The organism is Leisingera sp., assembly GCF_982940295.1.
Genome location: NZ_CEYXRG010000005.1, coordinates 69717 through 87826, shown reverse-complemented (window position 1 = coordinate 87826; position 18110 = coordinate 69717). Strand labels below are relative to the sequence as shown.

Genomic DNA, 18110 nt, shown 5'->3' with positions numbered 1-18110 from the left:
AGGTCATGCCGCCGGGAGCCGGAAAGCGGGTCGCCTTTTACGCGCCGATGAAGCCGCCGCACCACCCGGTGCCCTCCGGCGACCGCGAGATTGCCCGCAACCTGATGGGTCTGCTCGGCGCCAGCGGCGCAGACGTGCAACTGGTCTCGGAACTCAGGATCTACGACAAGCGCGGCGATGTGGCGCTGCAGGCATACCTGAAACGGGCGGCTGAGGCCGAGGCCGCCCGGCTGATCCGGGACATGCCGCCGGCTGACCTCTGGGTCACCTATCACAACTATTACAAGGCGCCGGACCTGCTCGGCCCCGCCGTGGCCCGCGCCCGCGGAATACCCTATGTGCAGATCGAATCCACCCGCGCTAAGAAGCGCCTGGCCGGGCCATGGGCAGGATTTGCCGAGGCCGCCCACGCCGCCGCTGATGCCGCTGCGGTGATCTTTTATTTTACCGGGCAGGACCGCTTTGCGCTGGAGCGCGACCGATGCGGCAACCAGATCATAGCTCCCCTTCCGCCTTTCCTTCCGCTTGAGGATCTGCCCGCTGCCTCTTCTTTAGACGGCCCAATGCTGACCGCAGGCATGATGCGCGCGGGCGACAAGCTCGGTTCCTACCGGATCATCGCGGAAACTCTTGCGCTCCTGCCGGGGGAATGGCAGCTGGACATTGCTGGCGACGGCCCGGCCCGTTCCGAAGTTGAGGCGCTGATGGGTGCCTTTGGCGGAAAAGTCCGCTTCCTCGGCCAGCTCACTCGCGAGGAATTGTCAGCAGCCTACGCCCACGCCTCCCTGTTCCTGTGGCCCGGTGTGAACGAAGCCTTCGGCATGGTCTATCTGGAGGCCCAGGCCCATGGGCTGCCGGTTGCCGCTCAGAACCGCCCCGGCGTGCGTGATATACTGCTTCCCCGACCCTACCCGGAGCCCGAAGACGGCCCGGAAGCTTTGGCCGCTTTCACGGCCAGCCTGCTGGCAGACCCCGCACTGCGCTCTCGCATTGGCCGGGAAGGACGTGACCACATCGCCCGAAACCACCTCGCCCCCGCCGCGGCCCGCCAGTTTTGGGATGTTGCCGCCCCGCTGATGGAGACACCCGCATGATCCGCCTCGCCCTTCTGCGCCACGGCCATACCGCCTGGAACCGCGCCGGGCGCATCCAGGGGCGCAGTGACATCCCGCTCGACGATCAGGCCCGCGAGGAACTGCGCGGTTACACCCTGCCTGCGCCGTGGGACCAGGCGGAACTCTGGTCCAGCCCGCTGATGCGCGCAGCCGAAACCGCTGAACTGGCTGCAGGCCGCCCGCCCCGCACCGTGCCAGAGCTGATCGAGATGAACTGGGGTGACTGGGAAGGCCTGCACGGGCTGGACCTGAAGGCGGATCCAAACAGCGGATTTCGCGATATCGAGGACTGGGGCTGGCACTACCGCCCGCCCGGCGGCGAGTGCCCAGCAGAGGTCTGGGCCCGCATTGCCCCTTGGCTCCACAGCCTGACACGTGACGCAGTCGCGGTTTGCCACATCGGCATCATGCGGATGATCCTGGCCCGCGCATACGGTTGGGATTTCAACGGCCCCGCCCCGTTCCGCATCAAACGCAACCGGCTGTTTGTGGTGGAAATGGAGGGAGCCTCTCTCACCCCTTGGGCCGAACCTGTCCGGCTGATCCAAGAGGGGACCTCATGAAAGTCCTGATTGCCGTCACCCACCTCCTCGGCACCGGCCACCTTTCGCGGGCACTGACGCTGGCGCGTGCCTTCACCGCGTCCGGGCACCAGGTTCAAGTGGCCTCCGGCGGTTTCCCCGCCCCGCAGCTTAACGCCGAAGGGATCGAGGTGATCCAGCTGCCGCCGCTACGCTCGGACGGAGTGGATTTCACCCGGCTGCTGGCCGCGGATGGGTCATTGGCAGAGGAAACTTATCTGGCCCGCCGCCAAGACGCGCTTTGCGCAGCCCTGCACGAGCTGCAGCCCGACGTGCTGATTACCGAGCTTTACCCGTTTGGCCGCCGCTCCTTGCGCCGGGAATTCCTGGCCCTGCTGGAAGCTGCTCATGCGCTGCCACAGCCGCCGGTGATCTTGTCCTCCATCCGCGACATCCTCGCCCCGCCCTCCAAACCGGAGAAGGCGGAAAAGGCCGATGCAGTCATCGCCCGGTATTACGATGCGGTGCTGGTCCACTCCGACCCCGCGGCGACCAAGCTGGAGGCCAGCTGGCCGGTCTCGCCGATGCTGGCCGGCAAGCTGCGCTACACTGGCTATGTGGCGCCGCCAGCGGCTGGCCCCCACCCTCAGCAAGCAGGCAGCGGCGAAGTGCTGGTCAGCGCCGGCGGCGGCAGCGTCGGCACGCCTCTTTACCGGGCAGCCCTGGAAGCCGCCAAGCAGATGCCGGACATCCCCTGGCGCCTGCTGGTCGGCGGCGCGGACGCCGGCGCGCGGATCGCAGAATTTGCCAAGGCAGGTTCCCCCGCCCTGCTGGAGCCGGCGCGCAGGGACTTCCGGCAGATGCTCTCTCACGCCGCCGCCTCTGTCAGCATGTGCGGCTACAACACTGCGCTCGACCTGTTGCAGGCCGGGACGCCCGCGGTCCTGATCCCGTTTGATGCGGGTAACGAGACCGAACAGGGCCTGCGTGCCGCCAGCCTTGCACCCCTGATCGGCATGGAGGTGGTCAAAACAGCGGACCTCACTCCTGAAACGCTATGCGCTGCGGTCAAGGCGGCAATGCAGGCGCCGCCGCGGCTTGCAGGCGGTTTCAGGTTTGACGGAGCCGCCCGGAGTGTGGAGATTGCCGCAGAACTTGCGGGAGGGCGCGGATGACACCGGATTGGAGCGGTCTGGACCGGGAACTGGAGCACTGGCAGGAGGCGGGCCTAACGCTGCCCTTGTGGTGGCGGGACGATGACGCGATGTCCCAGTCGGCGGAACTGGACCGGTTGGCGGACCTCTCCGCGGAGCTTGATCTGCCGGTGCACCTGGCCGTGATCCCGCAGGGCACCACGGCAGACCTCGCCCGCTTTGTTGCAGACCATACGCAGCTGATCCCGGTGGTGCACGGCTGGGCGCACCTGAACAACGCCCCTGCAGGCGAGAAGAAGGCGGAGTTCGGGGCTCACCGGCCTCTGGACGAACTGCTGGACGACGCCGAGCGCGGCCTGACCCGCCTGCGGGAGCTGTTTGGCGCCAGCCTGCGCCCTATGTTCGTGCCGCCGTGGAACAGGGTCTCGCCGGAGATGCTGACCTGGCTGGCCGGCGCCGGATTCACAGCCGTCTCCACCTTCGGTCCGCGCAGCAGCGCCAAACCCGCCTCCGGCCTGTTGCGGGTTAACACACACCTGGATCCGATCGACTGGAAGGGCTCCCGCAGCCTGCTTCCGCCGCAGCAGCTGATTTCGCAAGTCACGCGTCAGCTGCGCGACCGCCGCCAGGGTGATGCGGACAATACAGAACCCTACGGCCTTCTCACTCACCACCTTGTGCATGACGAAGCGGTCTGGGAGTTCACTGCCGCGCTTGCAAAGCGATTGCTGGCAGGGCCGGCCGAGGCCTGGATCTATGATGAAAGGATGTCCTGAATGAGCCGTCTCGACTCCATGCTGCGCCGCCTGACTGCCCAGCGTGATGGGCTGAACTGGGCCGCAGAGCAGATCAGCGCGATGGAGGGCGATGTGCTCGACATGGGGCTCGGCAACGGGCGCACTTACGACCATCTGCGCGAAATCCTCTCCGGCCGCCGCATCTGGGTGATCGACCGGGTGCTGCAATGCCACCCCTCCTGCATCCCGCCGGAACAAGACTTTTTACAAGGCGAAGCAAGGCCGATGCTGGAGCGGCTTGCCGCCGAAGACCGCCGGATTGCCTTGGCGCACTATGACTTCGGCTTCGGGGTCAAGGAAAAGGACGTGGCCGAAGCGGCTGCCCTGTCGCCTGTGATTGCCGAGGTGATGGCGCCGGGCGGCATCATCGTCTCCGGCCAGCCGCTGGCCGGTTTCGAGGAGCTTGACGGTCCGGAAGGCATCCCGGCGGGCCGCTACATGTTCTACAGGGCCGGCTGATCCAGGTCCCGCCCGGCCCCAGGCCGGGCAGCGCACGCCCCCGCCCCGAGAGGGCGGGCGCTTCGCCCGCATCCGCGGCTGGGCGCTCAGGCCACCCGAAGTCCGCGCGACCAGACCCCGCGAACTGCAGGCGCACCTGCTGTCACACGGAACCGGATCAGATCGGCACGCTTGCCGGTCTGCAGCCGCCCGCGGTCGTGCAGCCCCACCGCATCGGCCGGCGCATGTGTGACCGTGCCCAGGCCGCGCGCCGTGTCGCCCCACAGCTCGCCCAGCCGCACAGCCGCCATTAACAGAGCGGCCGGCACATAGTCCGACGACAGTATGTCCAGCAGTTCCAGCTCCGCCAGCTCATGCGCTGCAACATTGCCGGAGTGCGAGCCGCCGCGGATCAGGTTCGGCGCGCCCATCATCACCTTGATGCCATGGGCGTGGCAGGCCTGCGCGGCCTCCACTGTGGTCGGAAACTCCGCCAGCTGAATGCCATGGCCCGCCGAAACGGCCACCTGCCCTGCCGTTGTATCGTCATGGCTTGCCAGCACCGCGCCGAACCGCTTGGCCGCCTTCACCGCCTCCGCCTCGTGCAGATCGCCGTAGGTCTCGCGCAGCTCCCTCAGATGGGCGATATGCGCCTGGAAGCCCGCATCGTCGAACCCGTGCTTGCCCTTCACATACTGCTCCAGCTTGGAGAGGTCGCGGAACTGCCGCTGGCCCGGGGTGTGGTCCATCAGCGAGACCAGCCCGACCCTGTCCGCCGCGCCAAAAGCCTCCAGCTCCGCAACCAGCGAATCCGAGCAAACCTCTGCCCGCAGATGCAGGAAATGGGAGATCTTCAGCGCGTCCGCCGCCCGAAGCTCCAGCAGCTCGCTGGCCAGCCCGCGGGCATAGGCGCCATAGCGGCTTTCCTTGCGGGTGATCGAGCCAACGCGCATTGCATCAAACACCGTGGTGATGCCAGTGCCCGCCAATTCCGCATCATGGGCAATGATCGCGCTGGCGTGCGGCCAGTCCACTTTAGGACGCGGCTGGATATGACGCTCCAGATTGTCGGTGTGCAGCTCCACCAGCCCCGGGCAGACGAAATCGCCTGCACAGTCGATGGCGCCTTCCGGAACCGCGGTGCCTTCCGCGATCTCCGCTATCTCGCCGCCGGCAATCTTCACGCTGCCGGTTCGTGTTTCCCCCGGGAGGACCAGCGTGGCATTGGCAAGGATCAACTCTTCTGTCATCTGAACTTCACATCTTTCGAGCTATGGAAGGCCACGTTTAGGAGGCCAATGTGACATTCACGCGATACGCGATCTATTACGCCCCGCCCGCCCAAGCGGAATGGAGCCGGTTTGGCGCCAGCTGGCTGGGCTGGGACATGGCGGCGGGCCGCAGCCTGCCCCAACCGGAGGGAACCGGGCTGGAGCTGTCCGCGATCACGGAGGTTCCGCGCAAATACGGGCTGCACGCCACCCTGAAGCCGCCAATGCGCCTTGCCGAAGGACAAACCCAGTCCGGTCTTGAGGCTGCCTGCGCAGAACTGGCCGCGACGCAAACACCGGTCTCGCTGGTCGGGCTGCATCTTGCCCGGCTTGGCCGCTTCCTGGCGCTGCGCCCCACAGGCGATGAGGCGGCGCTGAACTCCCTGGCCGCCGCTTGCGTGACGGAGCTGGACCGTTTCCGTGCGCCGCCGTCCCAAGCCGAACTGGACCGCCGCCGAGGCGCAGGCCTGAGCCCGGAACAGGACGAAAACCTGACCCTCTGGGGCTACCCCTTTGTTCTGGAGCAATTCCGGTTTCACATCACGCTCACAGGCAAGCTGCCCAAACCGGATCTGCCGGCGGTCGAGGCGGCTCTTGAAGAGCGTCTGATCCCGCTGCTCCCGGCACCGCTGATAATCCGCGACATCGTACTGGCGGGCGAAGGACCTGACGGAAGGTTTCACCTGATCCACCGCTACGCCCTTTCCGGCTGAAGGACTGCCAGAGCGGCCGTGACGGCCGCGCTGAGCCCGCCGCTGTTGTCGATCTCATGCACCCTGCGCAGCCCGTCCGGCAAGGGCTTGACGGCCCGGGCCAGACGGCGCTGAACCTCTTCGGCACCTTCCCGCCCGCGGGAAGACAGCCTCTCGGCCAGCACCTCTGGCCGCGCTGTCACCGACAGCACGATGAAATTGCCGAACACCTCCTGCGCCTCCAGCAGCACAGCGCGGGAGAGGTTCACCAGCACTCCGCCCGCACCTTCCCGTACCGTTTCGATGTCACGCGGGATGCCGTAGTGCAGGCCATGCGCCTGCCAGTGCAAGGCAAAGACATCATTCTCCGCGAGGGCGGAAAACTCGGCCTCCGTGACCGCGTGGTAGTCCTCCCCGCCGGCCTCCGGCGCGCGGGTGATCACTCGCCGCATCAGCCGCAACTGAGGGCCGGACACCGCCAGGGCAGACATCAAACTGTCCTTGCCCACCCCCGATGGCCCGACCACCGCGATGACGGGCCCCTTTTCAGCGGGCCCACTCATGCCGCGGCCTGGGGCGCATAGCCCGACACATCCACGAACCGGTCGCAAACCTGCTGGCGCGCCGCCTCGTCGTGGAAGATACCAATGATCGCCGCCCCGCGCGCCTTGGCGCCTTCGATCAAGCCCAGAACGGTAGCTCGGTTCTGCGCATCCAGGCTGGCCGTGGGTTCATCCAGCAGCAGCGCCGGGTAGCCATAGGCAAAACCGCGGGCAATGTTCACCCGCTGCTGCTCCCCCCCGGAGAAGGTCGTGGGGCTGAGGCTCCATAGGCGTTCGGGGATGTTGAGCTGCGCGAGCAGCGAAGCCGCCTTGTCGCGCGCCTGTTCCAGCGGCGTACCGACGGCCAGCAGCGGCTCGGCCACCACATCCAGTGCCGGCACCCGCGGCACCACCCGGAGAAACTGGCTGACATAGCCCAAAGTCTCACGGCGCAGTTTCAGGATTTCACGCGGCTCGGCCTTGGCAACATCGACGCCGCCGACCATGACACTGCCGGAAGCCGCCAGATAGTTGCCGTAGACCACCCGCATCAAGGTGGACTTGCCCGCCCCAGAGGCACCGGTCAGCCCCACGCATTCGCCCGGTTTCACGGTCAGGCTGGCGTTTTCCATCACCGGGATCACCGCGCTGCCCTGATTGTGCAGGGTGAAGCTCTTGCTCACGTTATTCAGTTCAATCATCGCCCCGTCCTCAGACTTGCAGCACACTGGAGACCAGCAGTTGGGTATAGGCGTGCTGGGGATCGTCCAGCACCTGATCGGTCAGCCCGGTTTCAACCACCTGGCCGTCCTTCATCACCATCAGCCGGTCCGCCAGCAGGCGCACAACGGCCAGATCATGGGTCACGATAATCGCGCTCAGCCCCATCTCGCGTACCAGCCCGCGCAACAGGTCCAGAAGCCGCGCCTGCACGGACACATCCAGGCCGCCGGTCGGTTCGTCCATAAACACCAGCCGCGGGCCGGTCACCAGGTTGCGGGCAATCTGCAACCGCTGCTGCATGCCCCCGGAAAAGGCCGAAGGCCGGTCATCAATACGGCTTTCGGAGATCTCGACCCGGCCCAGCCAGTCGGCTGCCCGCTCACGGATCGAGCCATAGTGCCGGTCGCCCACGGCCATCAGCCGCTCACCGATATTGCCGCCGGCCGAGACAGACATTCGCAGCCCGTCGCGGGCGTGCTGATGCACAAAGGCCCAGTCGGTCCGGCCCAGCATCCGCCGTTCCGGCTCAGACATGGTGACTGTGTCCACAGGTCCGTCCGCACGGGTGTCAAAGATGACCTCCCCCCGGTCCGGCGTCAGATGGCCTGCCAGGCTGTTCAGCAGGGTCGATTTGCCCGAACCGCTTTCACCCACAATCCCCATAACCTCGCCTGGGTAGAGATCGAAACTCACACCAGTGCAGCCGATCCGTGCGCCATAAAGCTTGGCAACGTTTTTCACTTGCAGCAAAGGCGTCATCACGCGGCCTCCTTACCCAGACGGCCGCTGTGGCCTGCGTCGCGCCGGGAACGGCAGTAATCAGTATCTGAGCAGACGAACATCCGGTTGCCCGCGTCGTCCAGGATCACTTCATCCAGATAACTGTCCTGCGCCCCGCACAGGTCGCAGGCATGATCCGCCTTGCTGGCCTCGAACGGGTAATCCTCGAAATCCAGCGACACGACCTTGGTGTAGGGCGGCACTGCATAGATACGCTGCTCCCGGCCCGCGCCGAACAGCTGGATCGCTGCCATCTCCATCTTGGGGTTGTCGAACTTCGGGATCGGCGACGGGTCCATCACATAGCGCCCCTCCACCTTCACCGGGTAGGCATAGGCGGTGGCAATCGCGCCGTGCTGCGAGATGTCTTCATAGAGTTTCACGTGCATCAGCCCGTATTCCTGCAAAGCATGCATCTTGCGGGTTTCGGTCTCCCGCGGCTCCAGAAAGCGCAGCGGCTCCGGGATCGGCACTTGGTAGACCAGGATCTGATCTTCGGTCAGCTCCGCCTCGGGAATCCGGTGGCGGGTCTGGATGACGCTGGCCTTTTCGGTTTCCTCAGTGGTCGCAACCCCCGCTGTTTTTTCAAAGAACTTGCGGATCGAGACCGCGTTGGTGGTGTCATCGGCGCCTTGGTCGATCACTTTCAGCGTGTCGTCCGGTGTCAGCGTGGCAGCCGAGACCTGCACCCCGCCGGTGCCCCAGCCATAGGGCATCGGCATCTCCCGGCTGGCAAAGGGCACCTGATAGCCCGGCACCGCCAGCCCCTTGAGGATCGCCCGGCGGATCATCCGCTTGGTCTGTTCGTCAAGGTATGCAAAGTTGTAGTCGGTCATTCCGCAGCCTCCCGTGCCGCCAGCGTCTCTGCCAATTCCGCCGCTTCCCGGCGCAGTTTGCGGACCAGTTCCAGCTCGGACTGGAAATCCACGTAATGCGGCAACTTGATGTGCTCCAGAAAGCCGGTGGCCTGAATGTTGTCGGCGTGGCTCAGGACAAATTCCTCATCCTGCGCGGCGGCACCGACATTGTCCTCGCCCAGCTCCTCCCAGCGCAGCGCGCGGTCGACCAGCGCCATGGCGATGGACTTGCGCTCTGACTGGCCGAAAACCAGCCCGTAGCCGCGGGTGAACTGCGGCGGCACTGTCTTGGAACCCTTGAACTGGTTCACCGTCTCGCATTCGGTCAGTTCCACCTCGCCGATTTCGATCGCAAAGCCCAGCTCCGGGATTTCCATTTCCACCGGCACCCTTCCGATCCGCAGTTCACCGACAAAGGCATGGTTGCGCGCATAGCCGCGCTGGGTGGAATAAGCCATGCCCAGGATGAACCCCTCGTCGCCGCGGGTCAGCGATTGCAGCCGCACCGCGCGGCCCGCTGGGAAGGACATCGGCTCACGCGTCAGATCGCCCGGAACCGCGTCCGAGGCCGGCTCCCGCTCGATGATGTCCTCTCCTTGCAAAAACTCAGCAATATGCGGCGTGGCCGCCTTGCGCGGCTCCGCGGCCGGTGCCTTGGGCACCTCACCTTCGGCGGCCAGTTTGAAGTCCAGAAGGCGGTGGGTGTAGTCAAACGTCGGTCCCAGCACCTGCCCTCCCGGCGCGTCCTTGAAGGTTGCCGAGATCCTGCGGTCGCATGCCATCTCCCCGGTCTCCACTGGCTGCGAATAGCCAAACCGCGGCAGGGTCGTGCGGTAGGCCCGGATCAGAAAGACCGCCTCGATCAGATCCCCGCGGGACTGCTTGATCGCCAGCGCCGCAAGGTCCGGATCATAGAGCGAGCCTTCCGCCATCACCCGGTTCACCGCCAGGCTGAGCTGCTCGCGGATCTGAGCGAGGGAGAGTTCCCCCACATCCTTGTCGCCGCGGCGCTCCTCAGCCAGCCAGGCATGAGCGTTTTCAATGGCGCGCTCGCCGCCCTTGACTGCAACATACATAAGCTCAGGCCTCCGCGGTTACTTGCGTTGAACGCGGCAGCGCAGCCACCTGCGATCCCGCTGTGAAGAAGACGTCGACGCCCAGCGGGTAGAGAGCCGCGTTGTTCTGAAACGCAGCCAGCTCCGGCAGTTGCATCCGGGCGGTGTCCTTGATGCCGGGGCCGCGCAGCACCGCGTTGGGTGAAGCAAAGCCGGGTGTTTCGACAATCAGGGTGGCCGAGCGGTCGGGGTATTCCGGGCTGCCGATGCGGAAGCGGTCGAGCGGCGCCAGCGCTGCCCAGCCGCCGAGCGCGAAATCCGCTTGCTCCGCCGGCACAACCGGCGCGCCGGTGTGGAATGCCAGCCAGCCTTGCAAGGCCTCGCTGTCCACATCCGGCGCCAAATAGACACCGGTTTCCGGGTCACACAAGGCCAGCAGCAGGCTGCCCGCCGCGATCGAGATCCCATCAGGCGGTACAGCTCCGGTGATGTCCTGGACTTGGCCGGGCCGGGCCATCGCATTCATCGCCGCACGGAAGGCATGTGCTGCAGCCACCGGGGGATTGCTGAAGCCGCCCGCATATACGGCATTCCGGGGTTGCAAGCTCATCAATCCTCTCCCCGCACCATGGTGAAAAACTCGACCTTGGTCGCTGCCGCCTTGGCTGCGCGCCCGTCCTTTTGCGCTTGCCGCGCTGCGGCCAGAGGCGCCAGCACCGCCGCGCGCAGGCCTGCCGCAGCACTGGTTTGCATCAGCGCATCGACCTTGGCGGCAATTGTTGCCTTGGCCTTGCTGCGGCCCTGCACGTAACCGTGGCCAATGGTGCCATCCTCCAGCGACAGCGCACACCGCGTTACGGTCATCTCACCGAGGTTGAAGGGTGCACCGGAACCGCCCATGCGGCCCCTCACCATGACACCGCCGGCCTCAGGCACGCGCAGCCATTCACAAGCGGGATCGGTCCCGTAGCTTTGCCACAGCTCAGCAAGCCGGGCCTCATCAGCAGTGGCCAGAAGGCTCATCCAGCCTTTGCGGTCCTCTGCGGGAAAAGTGGGTTTCATCTGTCTATGCCTCTTGGCCGGGTTGTCTATTTTTACTATACAACTAGACAAATGTTAGCCGAGTCGCCTCGGCCGGCGCAATCCCAGACTTGTGAAAGTTCCGTGACATGGCCCGCACACCCGTTTGGAAATCCATCGCCATCGCCCTGACAGACGATATTGCACAGGGCCGGTACGCGACCGGCGGCAAGCTGCCGGCAGAGGCGCAGCTGGCGGCCCGGTTCGGTGTCAACCGCCACACCGTGCGCCGCGCACTGGCGGAGATGGCAGAGCAGGGCCTGGTGCATTCCCGCCGCGGTGCAGGGGTGTTCGTGGCCGCCAGGCCAACCGACTACCCGATCGGCAAGCGGGTGCGGTTCCATCAGAACCTGACACGCGAGGGGCGGACTCCGGCCAAGAAAATGCTGATGCTGGAAACCCGCGCCGCCGGGCTGCGCGAGGCGGAAGCGCTGGGGCTGGAGGCGGGAGATCCCGTGCATGTCTATGACGGCCTCTCGCTGGCCGACGGCCAGCCCATCGCCCTGGCCCAGGCGGTGTTTCCCGCCGCGCGGCTGCCGGGGCTGCGCGACGCGCTGGAGGCGGACAGCTCGATCACCGAGGCCCTGAAGCGATGCGGGATCGAGGACTATACCCGCTTGGAAACCCGCATCGCTGCCAAGCTCGCCACCGCTACCCAGGCGCTGCATCTGCAGATCAGCGAAGGGGCCCCCATCCTGCGCACCACGTCTGTCAGCGTGGACACAGCCGGTATCCCGATCGAGTTCGGCCGCACATGGTTTGCGGGCGACCGGGTGACGCTGACGGTTGGCGGCGAAACCTGACGCGGAATGCTCCCGCCTGCTCCGGTGCAATTGAAATTGCCCCTCACAGTTGGGCATAGCGCCGCGCTGACGCGCGGCGCGGCAGTTCTCCCAAAAGCCGAGTCAAATGCTGCACCAGCAGCCGTACACCAGGCCAATTCACCCTTCACGCGGTGGGGGGCGGATCGGATTTGGCACGGCGCTTCGGGGCGCACACCTCACCGAAGCACGGGACCGCACCGCGCGCAGCGCGGTGCTGCGCCCAACCATTCAGGGCATCTGTGATGTCCGGATTGGGCGGGAGTGCCTCCGCTGTGTTACTGTTCGGCGTTAAAAATAAACAGCGTCTCGCCGTTGATCCGGTAACCGTTGATCAGGTCCCTTGCCTTGTCCGAGACCAGCCAGCTTTCCAGCTGCATCGCCAGCCCGTTCTTCACGTGGCCATGCTTTTCCGAATTCACCGGGATGTAAGCGTATTGGTTAAACAGCACCGGGTCGCCCGAGAACAGCAGCGCCAGTCCGGCCTTGTTGCCAAAATTCAGCCAGCTGGCCCGGTCCGACATGATGTAGGCGTCCATGCCCGCCGCCGTGTTCAGCGCAGCGCCCATGCCCGCGCCGACGGCCCGGTACCACTCGCCAAACCCCTCGGGCTCCAGCCCCGCAGCCTTCCAAAGCGACAGCTCTTTTTTGTGAGTGCCGCTGTCATCGCCGCGGCTGACGAAGGAGGCTTCCGCCCCGGCAATCTGCTGCAGCGCGGCCGCCGCGTCCTCAGCCCCAGCGACCCCGGCAGTGTCGCGCTTGGGGCCGATGAAGACAAAATCATTGTACATGATCTCGCGCCTGTGGGTGCCGTTGCCGCCCGCCAGAAACTTCTCCTCGGCCGTCTTGGAGTGCACCAGGATCGCGTCCACGTCGCCCGCCTCGCCAAGACGGATCGCCTGGCCGGTGCCAACCACCAGCAGCTGCACATCCAGGCCCAGATCCTTCTTGATCTCCGGCAGCAGGATCTCCGCCAGGCCGGAATTGTGGAAGGAGGTCGTCACCGCCATCTTCATCTCTTCCGCCAGCGCGGCAGAGGCAAAGGCCATGGATGCAATGGCACCAAAAATCAAACGTTTCATTCGACAATATCTCCGTTCAGAAAGGCACGCCCCTGCGGCGTTTGCGGCCCGGAAAAGAAATCCTCCGCCGGGCTGAATTCGTGGATGCGGCCGCCCAGGACAAAGATCACCTCATCCGCCAGCCGCCGCGCCTGCCCCATGTTGTGGGTGGACATGATGAGCCGCGTGCCGCTTCCGGCGGCATGGGCCAGTATCGCCTCGATCTCGCGGGTGGCGCGCCCGTCCAATGCGGCGCAGGGCTCGTCCAGGAAGAGGACATCCGGCTCGCGCACCAGGGCCCGGGCCAGCGCCAGCTTCTGCCGCTCACCACCCGACAGCATCGTGGCCTGACGCTGCAGGATCCTCCCCAGGCCGACACGGGCCGCCCAGTCCGCCGCGCGCGTGCGCGCCTCGCGGCGGCCGGTGCCCGTCAGCCGCAACGGATAGGCAATGTTATCGATCACCGTACGGCGCATCATTACCGGTGTCTGGAACACAAACGCCTGCCGCTTCTGCGCTTCTTCCAGCGGGCAGGCCCAGTCCAGGCTGCCGCCGTTCATCCGTACAATGCCATGCAGCATTTTCAGCAGCGTGGTTTTGCCCGCCCCGTTAGGGCCGATGACGATAGAGGTTCCCTGCCCGCCAAGCGTCAGATCGACCGGCCCGACCAGCACCTTGCCGCGGCGGCGCACCTGGGCGCCCTTGGCCACCAGCGGGAACATCTGCATCACCAGCGCCCCTCACTCTCAGTGCGGCCCAGCCAGTGGATCGCCAGATTGACCGCAATCGCCAGGGCAATCAGCACAAACCCAAGCCCCAGCGCCATCGCGAACTCCCCTTTGCCGGTCTCCAGCGCAATCGCAGTGGTCAGCACCCGGGTGGCATGGTCGATGTTGCCGCCCACCACCATGATCGCGCCCACCTCGCCGATCGCGCGGCCAAAACCCGCCAGCGCTGCGGTCAGCAGTGCCCGGCGGCCATCCCATAACAGCGTCTGGATGCGCTGGAATTGGGTGGCATTCATCGAGATCAGCAGATCGTGGTAATCGCTCCAAAGCTCCCGCAGCGACTGATGCGCGACCGAGGCCACCAGCGGCACCACGATGATTACCTGCGCGATGATCATCGCCGTGGGTGTGAACAGCAGGCCAAAGACACCGAACGGTCCGGCCCGGGACAGGAATACGTAAACCACCAGCCCTACAACCACCGGCGGCAGCCCCATCAAGGCATTCAGCACCGCAATCGTGGCGCGGCGCAGCCGGAACCGGCGCACCGCCAGAAAGGCCGCCAGCGGCAGCGCAATGGCACAGGCGATGGCCAGAGCGGTCAGCGTCACCCGCAAGGAGCGCAGGGTGATCTCCACCAGATCCGCGTCCAGCGTCACCAGCAGCCAAAAGGCCTGGCACAGTCCTGCCCACAGATCATTCATCGCGTCCGGTCGCTCTCCCAAGGGGCCCCAATTCAGCCCGGTTTAACATGGCTTTGCACGGCTCAAAATCACAGGACAGGACGCCGGGACAGCCAAAAACGGCACTCCGGCTGGAAATTTGTGCCCTTGATCCCCATCTTTGAAACACAAGCGTCCTGAAGATGCCGCCTGTTAGCGCCAAATCACCGCATTTGCGTGCAAAACCCGACACGCGTGCTTGCGTGCGCGTTTTGAACGTGAAACAACCCCCGCCCAAAGTGTCACCCTGGACGCAACCTTGAGGAACCGCCATGTTCGACCTGCAATCCATGCGGGATCAGCTCGCCGCCCATTATGATCTGGCCCCTAACCCGGCCCTGGCCGAACAGATGGCAGATGTCTACGCCCGCATGAACCGCGTGGTGAACCCCATCGAATGGGCCACCCATGCGCCTTATGTTGCGGCCATCCTGGAGCTGAAGAAGCAGCGCAACGCGGTGATTCTGGCGCATAATTACATGACGCCCGAAATCTATCACGGCATCTCGGATGTGGTCGGCGACAGCTTGCAGCTGGCGATCGAGGCCACCCGGGTCGAGGCAGACGTGATCGTCCAGTGCGGCGTGCATTTCATGGCCGAAACCTCCAAGATCCTGAGCCCTGAAAAGACCGTTCTGATCCCCGACATGGAGGCCGGCTGCTCGCTGGCCGAAAGCATCACCGCCGAAGGCGTCGCGGAAATGCGCCGCCGCTACCCGGGCGCGCCGGTGGTCACCTATGTGAACACCACCGCTGAGGTCAAAGCCGCGTCGGACATCTGCTGCACCTCCTCCAACGCGGCGCAGATCGTTGCCGCGATGGAAGAAGACACCATCATCATGACGCCGGACCAGTATCTGGCGCAGAACATCGCCCAGCAGGTTCCGGAAAAGAACATCGTCTGGTGGGAGGGCTCCTGCATCGTGCATGAGCAGTACACCGCCAAGGACCTGCGCGACTTCCGCGAATGGAACCCGGGCACCCGGCTGATCGCCCACCCGGAATGCCCGCCCGACGTGGTGGCCGAGGCTGACTTCTCCGGCTCGACCAGCGGCATCGTCAAATACGTGACAGACGAAAAGCCGGAAAAGGCGCTGCTGATCACCGAATGCTCGATGGCCTCGAACATTGCCGATCAGCTGCCTGAGGTGGAATTTGTCGGCCCCTGCAACATGTGCCCTTACATGAAGAAGATCACTCTGGAGAAAGTGCTGTGGTCGCTGCACACCATGACCGAGCCGGTCGAGGTGGATCCCGAAGTGGCCGAAAAGGCCCGCGTGGCGGTGCAGCGGATGATCGACCTCAGCCAAAAACTGGGCATCTGATCCGTGATCGAAACCGGCCGTATCGTCATTGCCGGCGCAGGTCTGGGCGCGCTTTACGCCGCGCTTGAGCTGGCACCCCGGCCGGTTCTGGTGATCTCCCCCGAGACCTTGGGCGAAGGCGCAAGCTCAGCCTGGGCGCAGGGCGGCGTGGCCGCCGCCATGGCCAACCATGACACGCCTGAGGCCCACGCCGCCGATACCCTGCAGGCGGGTGCCGGCACGGTCGACCCCGAAGTCGCCGCCATGGTCACCCGGGTGGCGCGTGAACACATCATTGATCTCACCGAGCTCGGCACCCCCTTCGACCGCGACGCGGACGGCAACTACGTGATGAGCCGCGAGGCCGCCCATTCCGCCGCCCGCGTGGTGCGGGTAAAGGGCGATCAGGCCGGTGATCAGATCATGCGGACACTGATTGCCGCCGTGCGCGCAGCTCCCTCTGTTCAGGTTCTGGAAAACACCCAGGCCGTGCGGCTGGAGACCGAGGGCAGCACCGTCACCGGCATCTGGATCACCCGCGCCGATGCGCCCTCTGCCCCGGTGCTGATCAAGGCGCCCGGCGTGCTGCTGGCGGGCGGAGGCTCCGGCGGGCTTTATGCCCACACCACCAACCCGCCACGCATCCGCGGACAGGTGATCGGTTTTGCCGCCCGCGCCGGCGCCTGTATCGCCGACCCGGAATTTGTACAATTCCACCCCACCGCCTTTGACATCGGCGAAGACCCGGCACCGCTGGCAACCGAAGCCCTGCGCGGCGAGGGTGCGGTGCTGATCAATGCAGACGGTGAGCGCTTTATGCTGGCCGCGCACCCCGACGCTGAGCTTGCCCCCCGCGACATTGTCGCCCGCGCAATCTTTGCCGAAACACAAGCCGGCCGCCGCCCGATGCTCGACACACGTGAAGCATTGGGCGCAGAGGTGCTGACCCGCTTCCCAACCGTGGCCGAAACCTGCGCCCGTGCCGGCATCGACCCCGTACAGGAGCCGATCCCCGTTGCCGTCGCTGCCCATTACCACATGGGCGGAGTCGACGCGGACATGAAAGGCCGCACCAGCCTGGCAAACCTCTGGGTTTGCGGCGAAGCGTCCTCGACCGGCCTTCACGGCGCCAACCGGCTCGCCTCCAACGGCCTTCTGGAAGCGCTGGTCTATGCCCGCAACGCCGCACAGGACATGGCGTCTTTGGACACCCCATCAGACGCAGAAGAGGTCCGCCCCAGCTTCCCGGAAGGCGGGCAGGACCTGGATCCGGCCGCGCTGAAAGCCTTACGCGAAACCATGACCGCCCACGCCGGGGTGCGCCGTACTGGCGCGGGCCTGAAACAGGCGCTCGCCGCCATTGCCCGGCTCGAGGCAGACCAGGCCGCGGACGAAAACTTCATCAACATGTGCGCCACCGCCACGCTGATTGCCGCCGCTGCGCTGAGGCGCGAAGAAAGCCGCGGCGGCCACTTCCGTGACGACTTCCCCGAGGCCGACACCGCGCAGGCCCATCGCACCCGCATCACTCTGGACGAGGCCTTGGCCATCCGCGCCGAGGTTCAAAAGGAACTGACATGAGCACCCAATTCGCCACCCTGCCCGACCTGATCCTGGAACCGATGGTGCGTGCCGCATTGATGGAGGATCTGGGCCAGAACGGCGACGTCACCACACGCGCGGTAATCCCGGCCGCCGCTACCTATTCCGCCCGCCTGAACGCCCGCGAGAACGGTGTGGTTTCCGGCATGCAGATCGCCCGTATCGCCTTTCACCTGGTGGACGCCGGGCTGAAAGTCGAGACCCTGCTCCCCGACGGCAGCCCTTGCAAGAAGGGCGACACGCTGATGACCATCGAAGGCTCCGCCGCTTCGATCCTGTCGGGCGAGCGCGTCGCACTGAATTTTGCCGGCCGGCTGACCGGCATCGCCACGCTGACCGCCGCCTTTGCCGCGGAAACCAAAGGCACCGCCACCCGCATCACCTGCACCCGCAAAACCACCCCGGGGCTGCGCATCGCAGAGAAGCAAGCCGTGCTGCACGGCGGCGGCTACAACCACCGCTTCGGCCTGTCGGACGCAATCCTGATCAAGGACAACCACATCGCGGCTGCCGGCGGGGTCAAGGCTGTGCTGGACGCCGCCAAGGCCAGCGTCAGCCACATGATGAAGGTGGAAATCGAGGTCGACACCCTGGACCAGCTTGCTGAAGTGATCGCCACCGGCGGTGCCGACGTGGTGCTGCTCGACAATATGGACACCCCCACACTGGCCAAGGCAGTGGAGATGGCCAAGGGCCATGTCGTCACTGAGGCTTCCGGCAACATGCGGCTGGAGCGCATTGCCGAAGTGGCGGCAACCGGGGTCGACTACATCTCGTCGGGCGCGCTCACCCACTCGGCACGCACCCTGGATTTGGGTCTCGACTTCTGAACTTACCCAATCATGAA

Annotated in this window: 21 protein-coding genes; 10 read left to right on the top strand and 11 right to left on the bottom strand. The window is 65.5% G+C overall.

What is annotated here, in order from left to right; all coding sequences use genetic code 11:
* Positions 1 to 5: 5 nt before the first annotated feature.
* The 5 genes from AC4HIX_RS06425 to AC4HIX_RS06405 are packed head-to-tail and all read left to right on the top strand — an operon-like array spanning position 6 to position 4046.
* Positions 6 to 1094: a glycosyltransferase family 4 protein gene (locus tag AC4HIX_RS06425; protein ID WP_490398354.1), complete on the top strand. Its 1089-nt coding sequence runs from the start codon at positions 6 to 8 to the stop codon at positions 1092 to 1094.
* On the top strand, positions 1091 to 1678 hold the full coding sequence (locus tag AC4HIX_RS06420) for a histidine phosphatase family protein (protein ID WP_490398353.1): 588 nt from the start codon (positions 1091 to 1093) through the stop codon (positions 1676 to 1678). The genes AC4HIX_RS06425 and AC4HIX_RS06420 overlap by 4 nt, the downstream gene beginning before the upstream one ends.
* Positions 1675 to 2811 (top strand): glycosyltransferase family protein, encoded by a 1137-nt coding sequence (locus AC4HIX_RS06415; RefSeq protein ID WP_490398352.1) that lies wholly within the window; start codon positions 1675 to 1677, stop codon positions 2809 to 2811. The genes AC4HIX_RS06420 and AC4HIX_RS06415 overlap by 4 nt, the downstream gene beginning before the upstream one ends.
* Complete coding sequence (locus tag AC4HIX_RS06410; protein WP_490398351.1) at positions 2808 to 3566, top strand: polysaccharide deacetylase family protein; 759 nt, start codon at positions 2808 to 2810, stop codon at positions 3564 to 3566. Before AC4HIX_RS06415 ends, AC4HIX_RS06410 begins: the two co-directional genes overlap by 4 nt.
* Positions 3567 to 4046 carry a class I SAM-dependent methyltransferase gene (locus AC4HIX_RS06405; RefSeq protein ID WP_475049738.1) on the top strand — a complete coding sequence of 160 codons (480 nt, stop codon included), beginning with the start codon at positions 3567 to 3569 and terminating at the stop codon, positions 4044 to 4046. It abuts the gene before it with no gap.
* A gap of 86 nt (positions 4047 to 4132) precedes the next feature.
* Here AC4HIX_RS06405 and AC4HIX_RS06400 read toward each other — a convergent pair whose 3' ends face one another.
* Positions 4133 to 5275: an alpha-D-ribose 1-methylphosphonate 5-triphosphate diphosphatase gene (locus AC4HIX_RS06400; protein WP_490398350.1), complete on the bottom strand. Its 1143-nt coding sequence runs from the start codon at positions 5273 to 5275 to the stop codon at positions 4133 to 4135.
* Positions 5276 to 5325: 50 nt separating this feature from the next.
* Here AC4HIX_RS06400 and AC4HIX_RS06395 point away from each other — a divergent pair, with 50 nt between their 5' ends.
* Positions 5326 to 6009 (top strand): DUF1045 domain-containing protein, encoded by a 684-nt coding sequence (locus AC4HIX_RS06395; protein ID WP_490398349.1) that lies wholly within the window; start codon positions 5326 to 5328, stop codon positions 6007 to 6009.
* Here the strand turns inward: AC4HIX_RS06395 and phnN are convergent.
* Genes phnN through phnG form a run of 7 tightly spaced genes read right to left on the bottom strand, consistent with a single transcriptional unit; the run spans position 5991 to position 11007 of the window.
* Positions 5991 to 6551 carry a phosphonate metabolism protein/1,5-bisphosphokinase (PRPP-forming) PhnN gene (gene phnN, locus AC4HIX_RS06390; protein ID WP_490398348.1) on the bottom strand — a complete coding sequence of 187 codons (561 nt, stop codon included), beginning with the start codon at positions 6549 to 6551 and terminating at the stop codon, positions 5991 to 5993. The genes AC4HIX_RS06395 and phnN overlap by 19 nt on opposite strands.
* A complete protein-coding gene (gene phnL, locus AC4HIX_RS06385; protein WP_490398347.1) occupies positions 6548 to 7231 on the bottom strand; it encodes a phosphonate C-P lyase system protein PhnL in 684 nt (227 codons plus the stop codon). The genes phnN and phnL overlap by 4 nt, the downstream gene beginning before the upstream one ends.
* 10 nt (positions 7232 to 7241) lie before the next feature.
* Positions 7242 to 8012, bottom strand: coding sequence for a phosphonate C-P lyase system protein PhnK (gene phnK / locus AC4HIX_RS06380; protein WP_490398346.1), 771 nt, complete (start codon positions 8010 to 8012; stop codon positions 7242 to 7244).
* The gene (locus AC4HIX_RS06375; RefSeq protein WP_490398345.1) at positions 8012 to 8869 is read right to left on the bottom strand and encodes an alpha-D-ribose 1-methylphosphonate 5-phosphate C-P-lyase PhnJ; all 858 of its coding nucleotides are present in this window, start codon (positions 8867 to 8869) and stop codon (positions 8012 to 8014) included. Before AC4HIX_RS06375 ends, phnK begins: the two co-directional genes overlap by 1 nt.
* Entirely contained in the window at positions 8866 to 9966 is a 1101-nt protein-coding gene (locus AC4HIX_RS06370) for a carbon-phosphorus lyase complex subunit (RefSeq protein WP_490398344.1), read from the bottom strand. The genes AC4HIX_RS06375 and AC4HIX_RS06370 overlap by 4 nt, the downstream gene beginning before the upstream one ends.
* A 4-nt stretch (positions 9967 to 9970) precedes the next feature.
* Complete coding sequence (gene phnH, locus AC4HIX_RS06365) at positions 9971 to 10555, bottom strand: phosphonate C-P lyase system protein PhnH (RefSeq protein WP_490398343.1); 585 nt, start codon at positions 10553 to 10555, stop codon at positions 9971 to 9973.
* On the bottom strand, positions 10555 to 11007 hold the full coding sequence (gene phnG / locus AC4HIX_RS06360) for a phosphonate C-P lyase system protein PhnG (RefSeq protein WP_490398342.1): 453 nt from the start codon (positions 11005 to 11007) through the stop codon (positions 10555 to 10557). The genes phnH and phnG overlap by 1 nt, the downstream gene beginning before the upstream one ends.
* A 107-nt stretch (positions 11008 to 11114) precedes the next feature.
* Here phnG and phnF point away from each other — a divergent pair, with 107 nt between their 5' ends.
* A complete protein-coding gene (gene phnF, locus AC4HIX_RS06355) occupies positions 11115 to 11828 on the top strand; it encodes a phosphonate metabolism transcriptional regulator PhnF (RefSeq protein WP_490398341.1) in 714 nt (237 codons plus the stop codon).
* A gap of 296 nt (positions 11829 to 12124) precedes the next feature.
* On the opposite strand, the gene AC4HIX_RS06350 is transcribed toward phnF, so the two are convergent.
* The 3 genes from AC4HIX_RS06350 to AC4HIX_RS06340 are packed head-to-tail and all read right to left on the bottom strand — an operon-like array spanning position 12125 to position 14339.
* The gene (locus AC4HIX_RS06350) at positions 12125 to 12928 is read right to left on the bottom strand and encodes an ABC transporter substrate-binding protein (protein ID WP_490398340.1); all 804 of its coding nucleotides are present in this window, start codon (positions 12926 to 12928) and stop codon (positions 12125 to 12127) included.
* A complete protein-coding gene (locus AC4HIX_RS06345; RefSeq protein ID WP_490398339.1) occupies positions 12925 to 13635 on the bottom strand; it encodes an ATP-binding cassette domain-containing protein in 711 nt (236 codons plus the stop codon). The genes AC4HIX_RS06350 and AC4HIX_RS06345 overlap by 4 nt, the downstream gene beginning before the upstream one ends.
* Positions 13635 to 14339 carry an ABC transporter permease gene (locus AC4HIX_RS06340; RefSeq protein ID WP_475049709.1) on the bottom strand — a complete coding sequence of 235 codons (705 nt, stop codon included), beginning with the start codon at positions 14337 to 14339 and terminating at the stop codon, positions 13635 to 13637. The genes AC4HIX_RS06345 and AC4HIX_RS06340 overlap by 1 nt, the downstream gene beginning before the upstream one ends.
* A 290-nt stretch (positions 14340 to 14629) precedes the next feature.
* Between AC4HIX_RS06340 and nadA the strand changes: the two genes are divergently transcribed.
* The 3 genes from nadA to nadC are packed head-to-tail and all read left to right on the top strand — an operon-like array spanning position 14630 to position 18093.
* On the top strand, positions 14630 to 15682 hold the full coding sequence (gene nadA / locus AC4HIX_RS06335) for a quinolinate synthase NadA (RefSeq protein ID WP_490398338.1): 1053 nt from the start codon (positions 14630 to 14632) through the stop codon (positions 15680 to 15682).
* A 3-nt stretch (positions 15683 to 15685) separates the two neighbouring features.
* Entirely contained in the window at positions 15686 to 17242 is a 1557-nt protein-coding gene (locus tag AC4HIX_RS06330) for an L-aspartate oxidase (RefSeq protein WP_490398337.1), read from the top strand.
* Positions 17239 to 18093: a carboxylating nicotinate-nucleotide diphosphorylase gene (gene nadC / locus AC4HIX_RS06325; protein WP_490398336.1), complete on the top strand. Its 855-nt coding sequence runs from the start codon at positions 17239 to 17241 to the stop codon at positions 18091 to 18093. The genes AC4HIX_RS06330 and nadC overlap by 4 nt, the downstream gene beginning before the upstream one ends.
* The last annotated feature ends 17 nt before the right edge of the window (positions 18094 to 18110 follow it).

Coding starts and splice junctions, on each gene's coding strand:
- AC4HIX_RS06425 (WP_490398354.1), top strand. CDS start 6: ATGCCGCCGGGAGCCGGAAAGCGGGTCGCCTTTTACGCGCCGATGAAG.
- AC4HIX_RS06420 (WP_490398353.1), top strand. CDS start 1,091: ATGATCCGCCTCGCCCTTCTGCGCCACGGCCATACCGCCTGGAACCGC.
- AC4HIX_RS06415 (WP_490398352.1), top strand. CDS start 1,675: ATGAAAGTCCTGATTGCCGTCACCCACCTCCTCGGCACCGGCCACCTT.
- AC4HIX_RS06410 (WP_490398351.1), top strand. CDS start 2,808: ATGACACCGGATTGGAGCGGTCTGGACCGGGAACTGGAGCACTGGCAG.
- AC4HIX_RS06405 (WP_475049738.1), top strand. CDS start 3,567: ATGAGCCGTCTCGACTCCATGCTGCGCCGCCTGACTGCCCAGCGTGAT.
- AC4HIX_RS06400 (WP_490398350.1), bottom strand. CDS start 5,275: ATGACAGAAGAGTTGATCCTTGCCAATGCCACGCTGGTCCTCCCGGGG.
- phnN (WP_490398348.1), bottom strand. CDS start 6,551: ATGAGTGGGCCCGCTGAAAAGGGGCCCGTCATCGCGGTGGTCGGGCCA.
- phnL (WP_490398347.1), bottom strand. CDS start 7,231: ATGATTGAACTGAATAACGTGAGCAAGAGCTTCACCCTGCACAATCAG.
- phnK (WP_490398346.1), bottom strand. CDS start 8,012: ATGACGCCTTTGCTGCAAGTGAAAAACGTTGCCAAGCTTTATGGCGCA.
- AC4HIX_RS06375 (WP_490398345.1), bottom strand. CDS start 8,869: ATGACCGACTACAACTTTGCATACCTTGACGAACAGACCAAGCGGATG.
- AC4HIX_RS06370 (WP_490398344.1), bottom strand. CDS start 9,966: ATGTATGTTGCAGTCAAGGGCGGCGAGCGCGCCATTGAAAACGCTCAT.
- phnH (WP_490398343.1), bottom strand. CDS start 10,555: ATGAGCTTGCAACCCCGGAATGCCGTATATGCGGGCGGCTTCAGCAAT.
- phnG (WP_490398342.1), bottom strand. CDS start 11,007: ATGAAACCCACTTTTCCCGCAGAGGACCGCAAAGGCTGGATGAGCCTT.
- phnF (WP_490398341.1), top strand. CDS start 11,115: ATGGCCCGCACACCCGTTTGGAAATCCATCGCCATCGCCCTGACAGAC.
- AC4HIX_RS06350 (WP_490398340.1), bottom strand. CDS start 12,928: ATGAAACGTTTGATTTTTGGTGCCATTGCATCCATGGCCTTTGCCTCT.
- AC4HIX_RS06345 (WP_490398339.1), bottom strand. CDS start 13,635: ATGCAGATGTTCCCGCTGGTGGCCAAGGGCGCCCAGGTGCGCCGCCGC.
- AC4HIX_RS06340 (WP_475049709.1), bottom strand. CDS start 14,339: ATGAATGATCTGTGGGCAGGACTGTGCCAGGCCTTTTGGCTGCTGGTG.
- nadA (WP_490398338.1), top strand. CDS start 14,630: ATGTTCGACCTGCAATCCATGCGGGATCAGCTCGCCGCCCATTATGAT.
- nadC (WP_490398336.1), top strand. CDS start 17,239: ATGAGCACCCAATTCGCCACCCTGCCCGACCTGATCCTGGAACCGATG.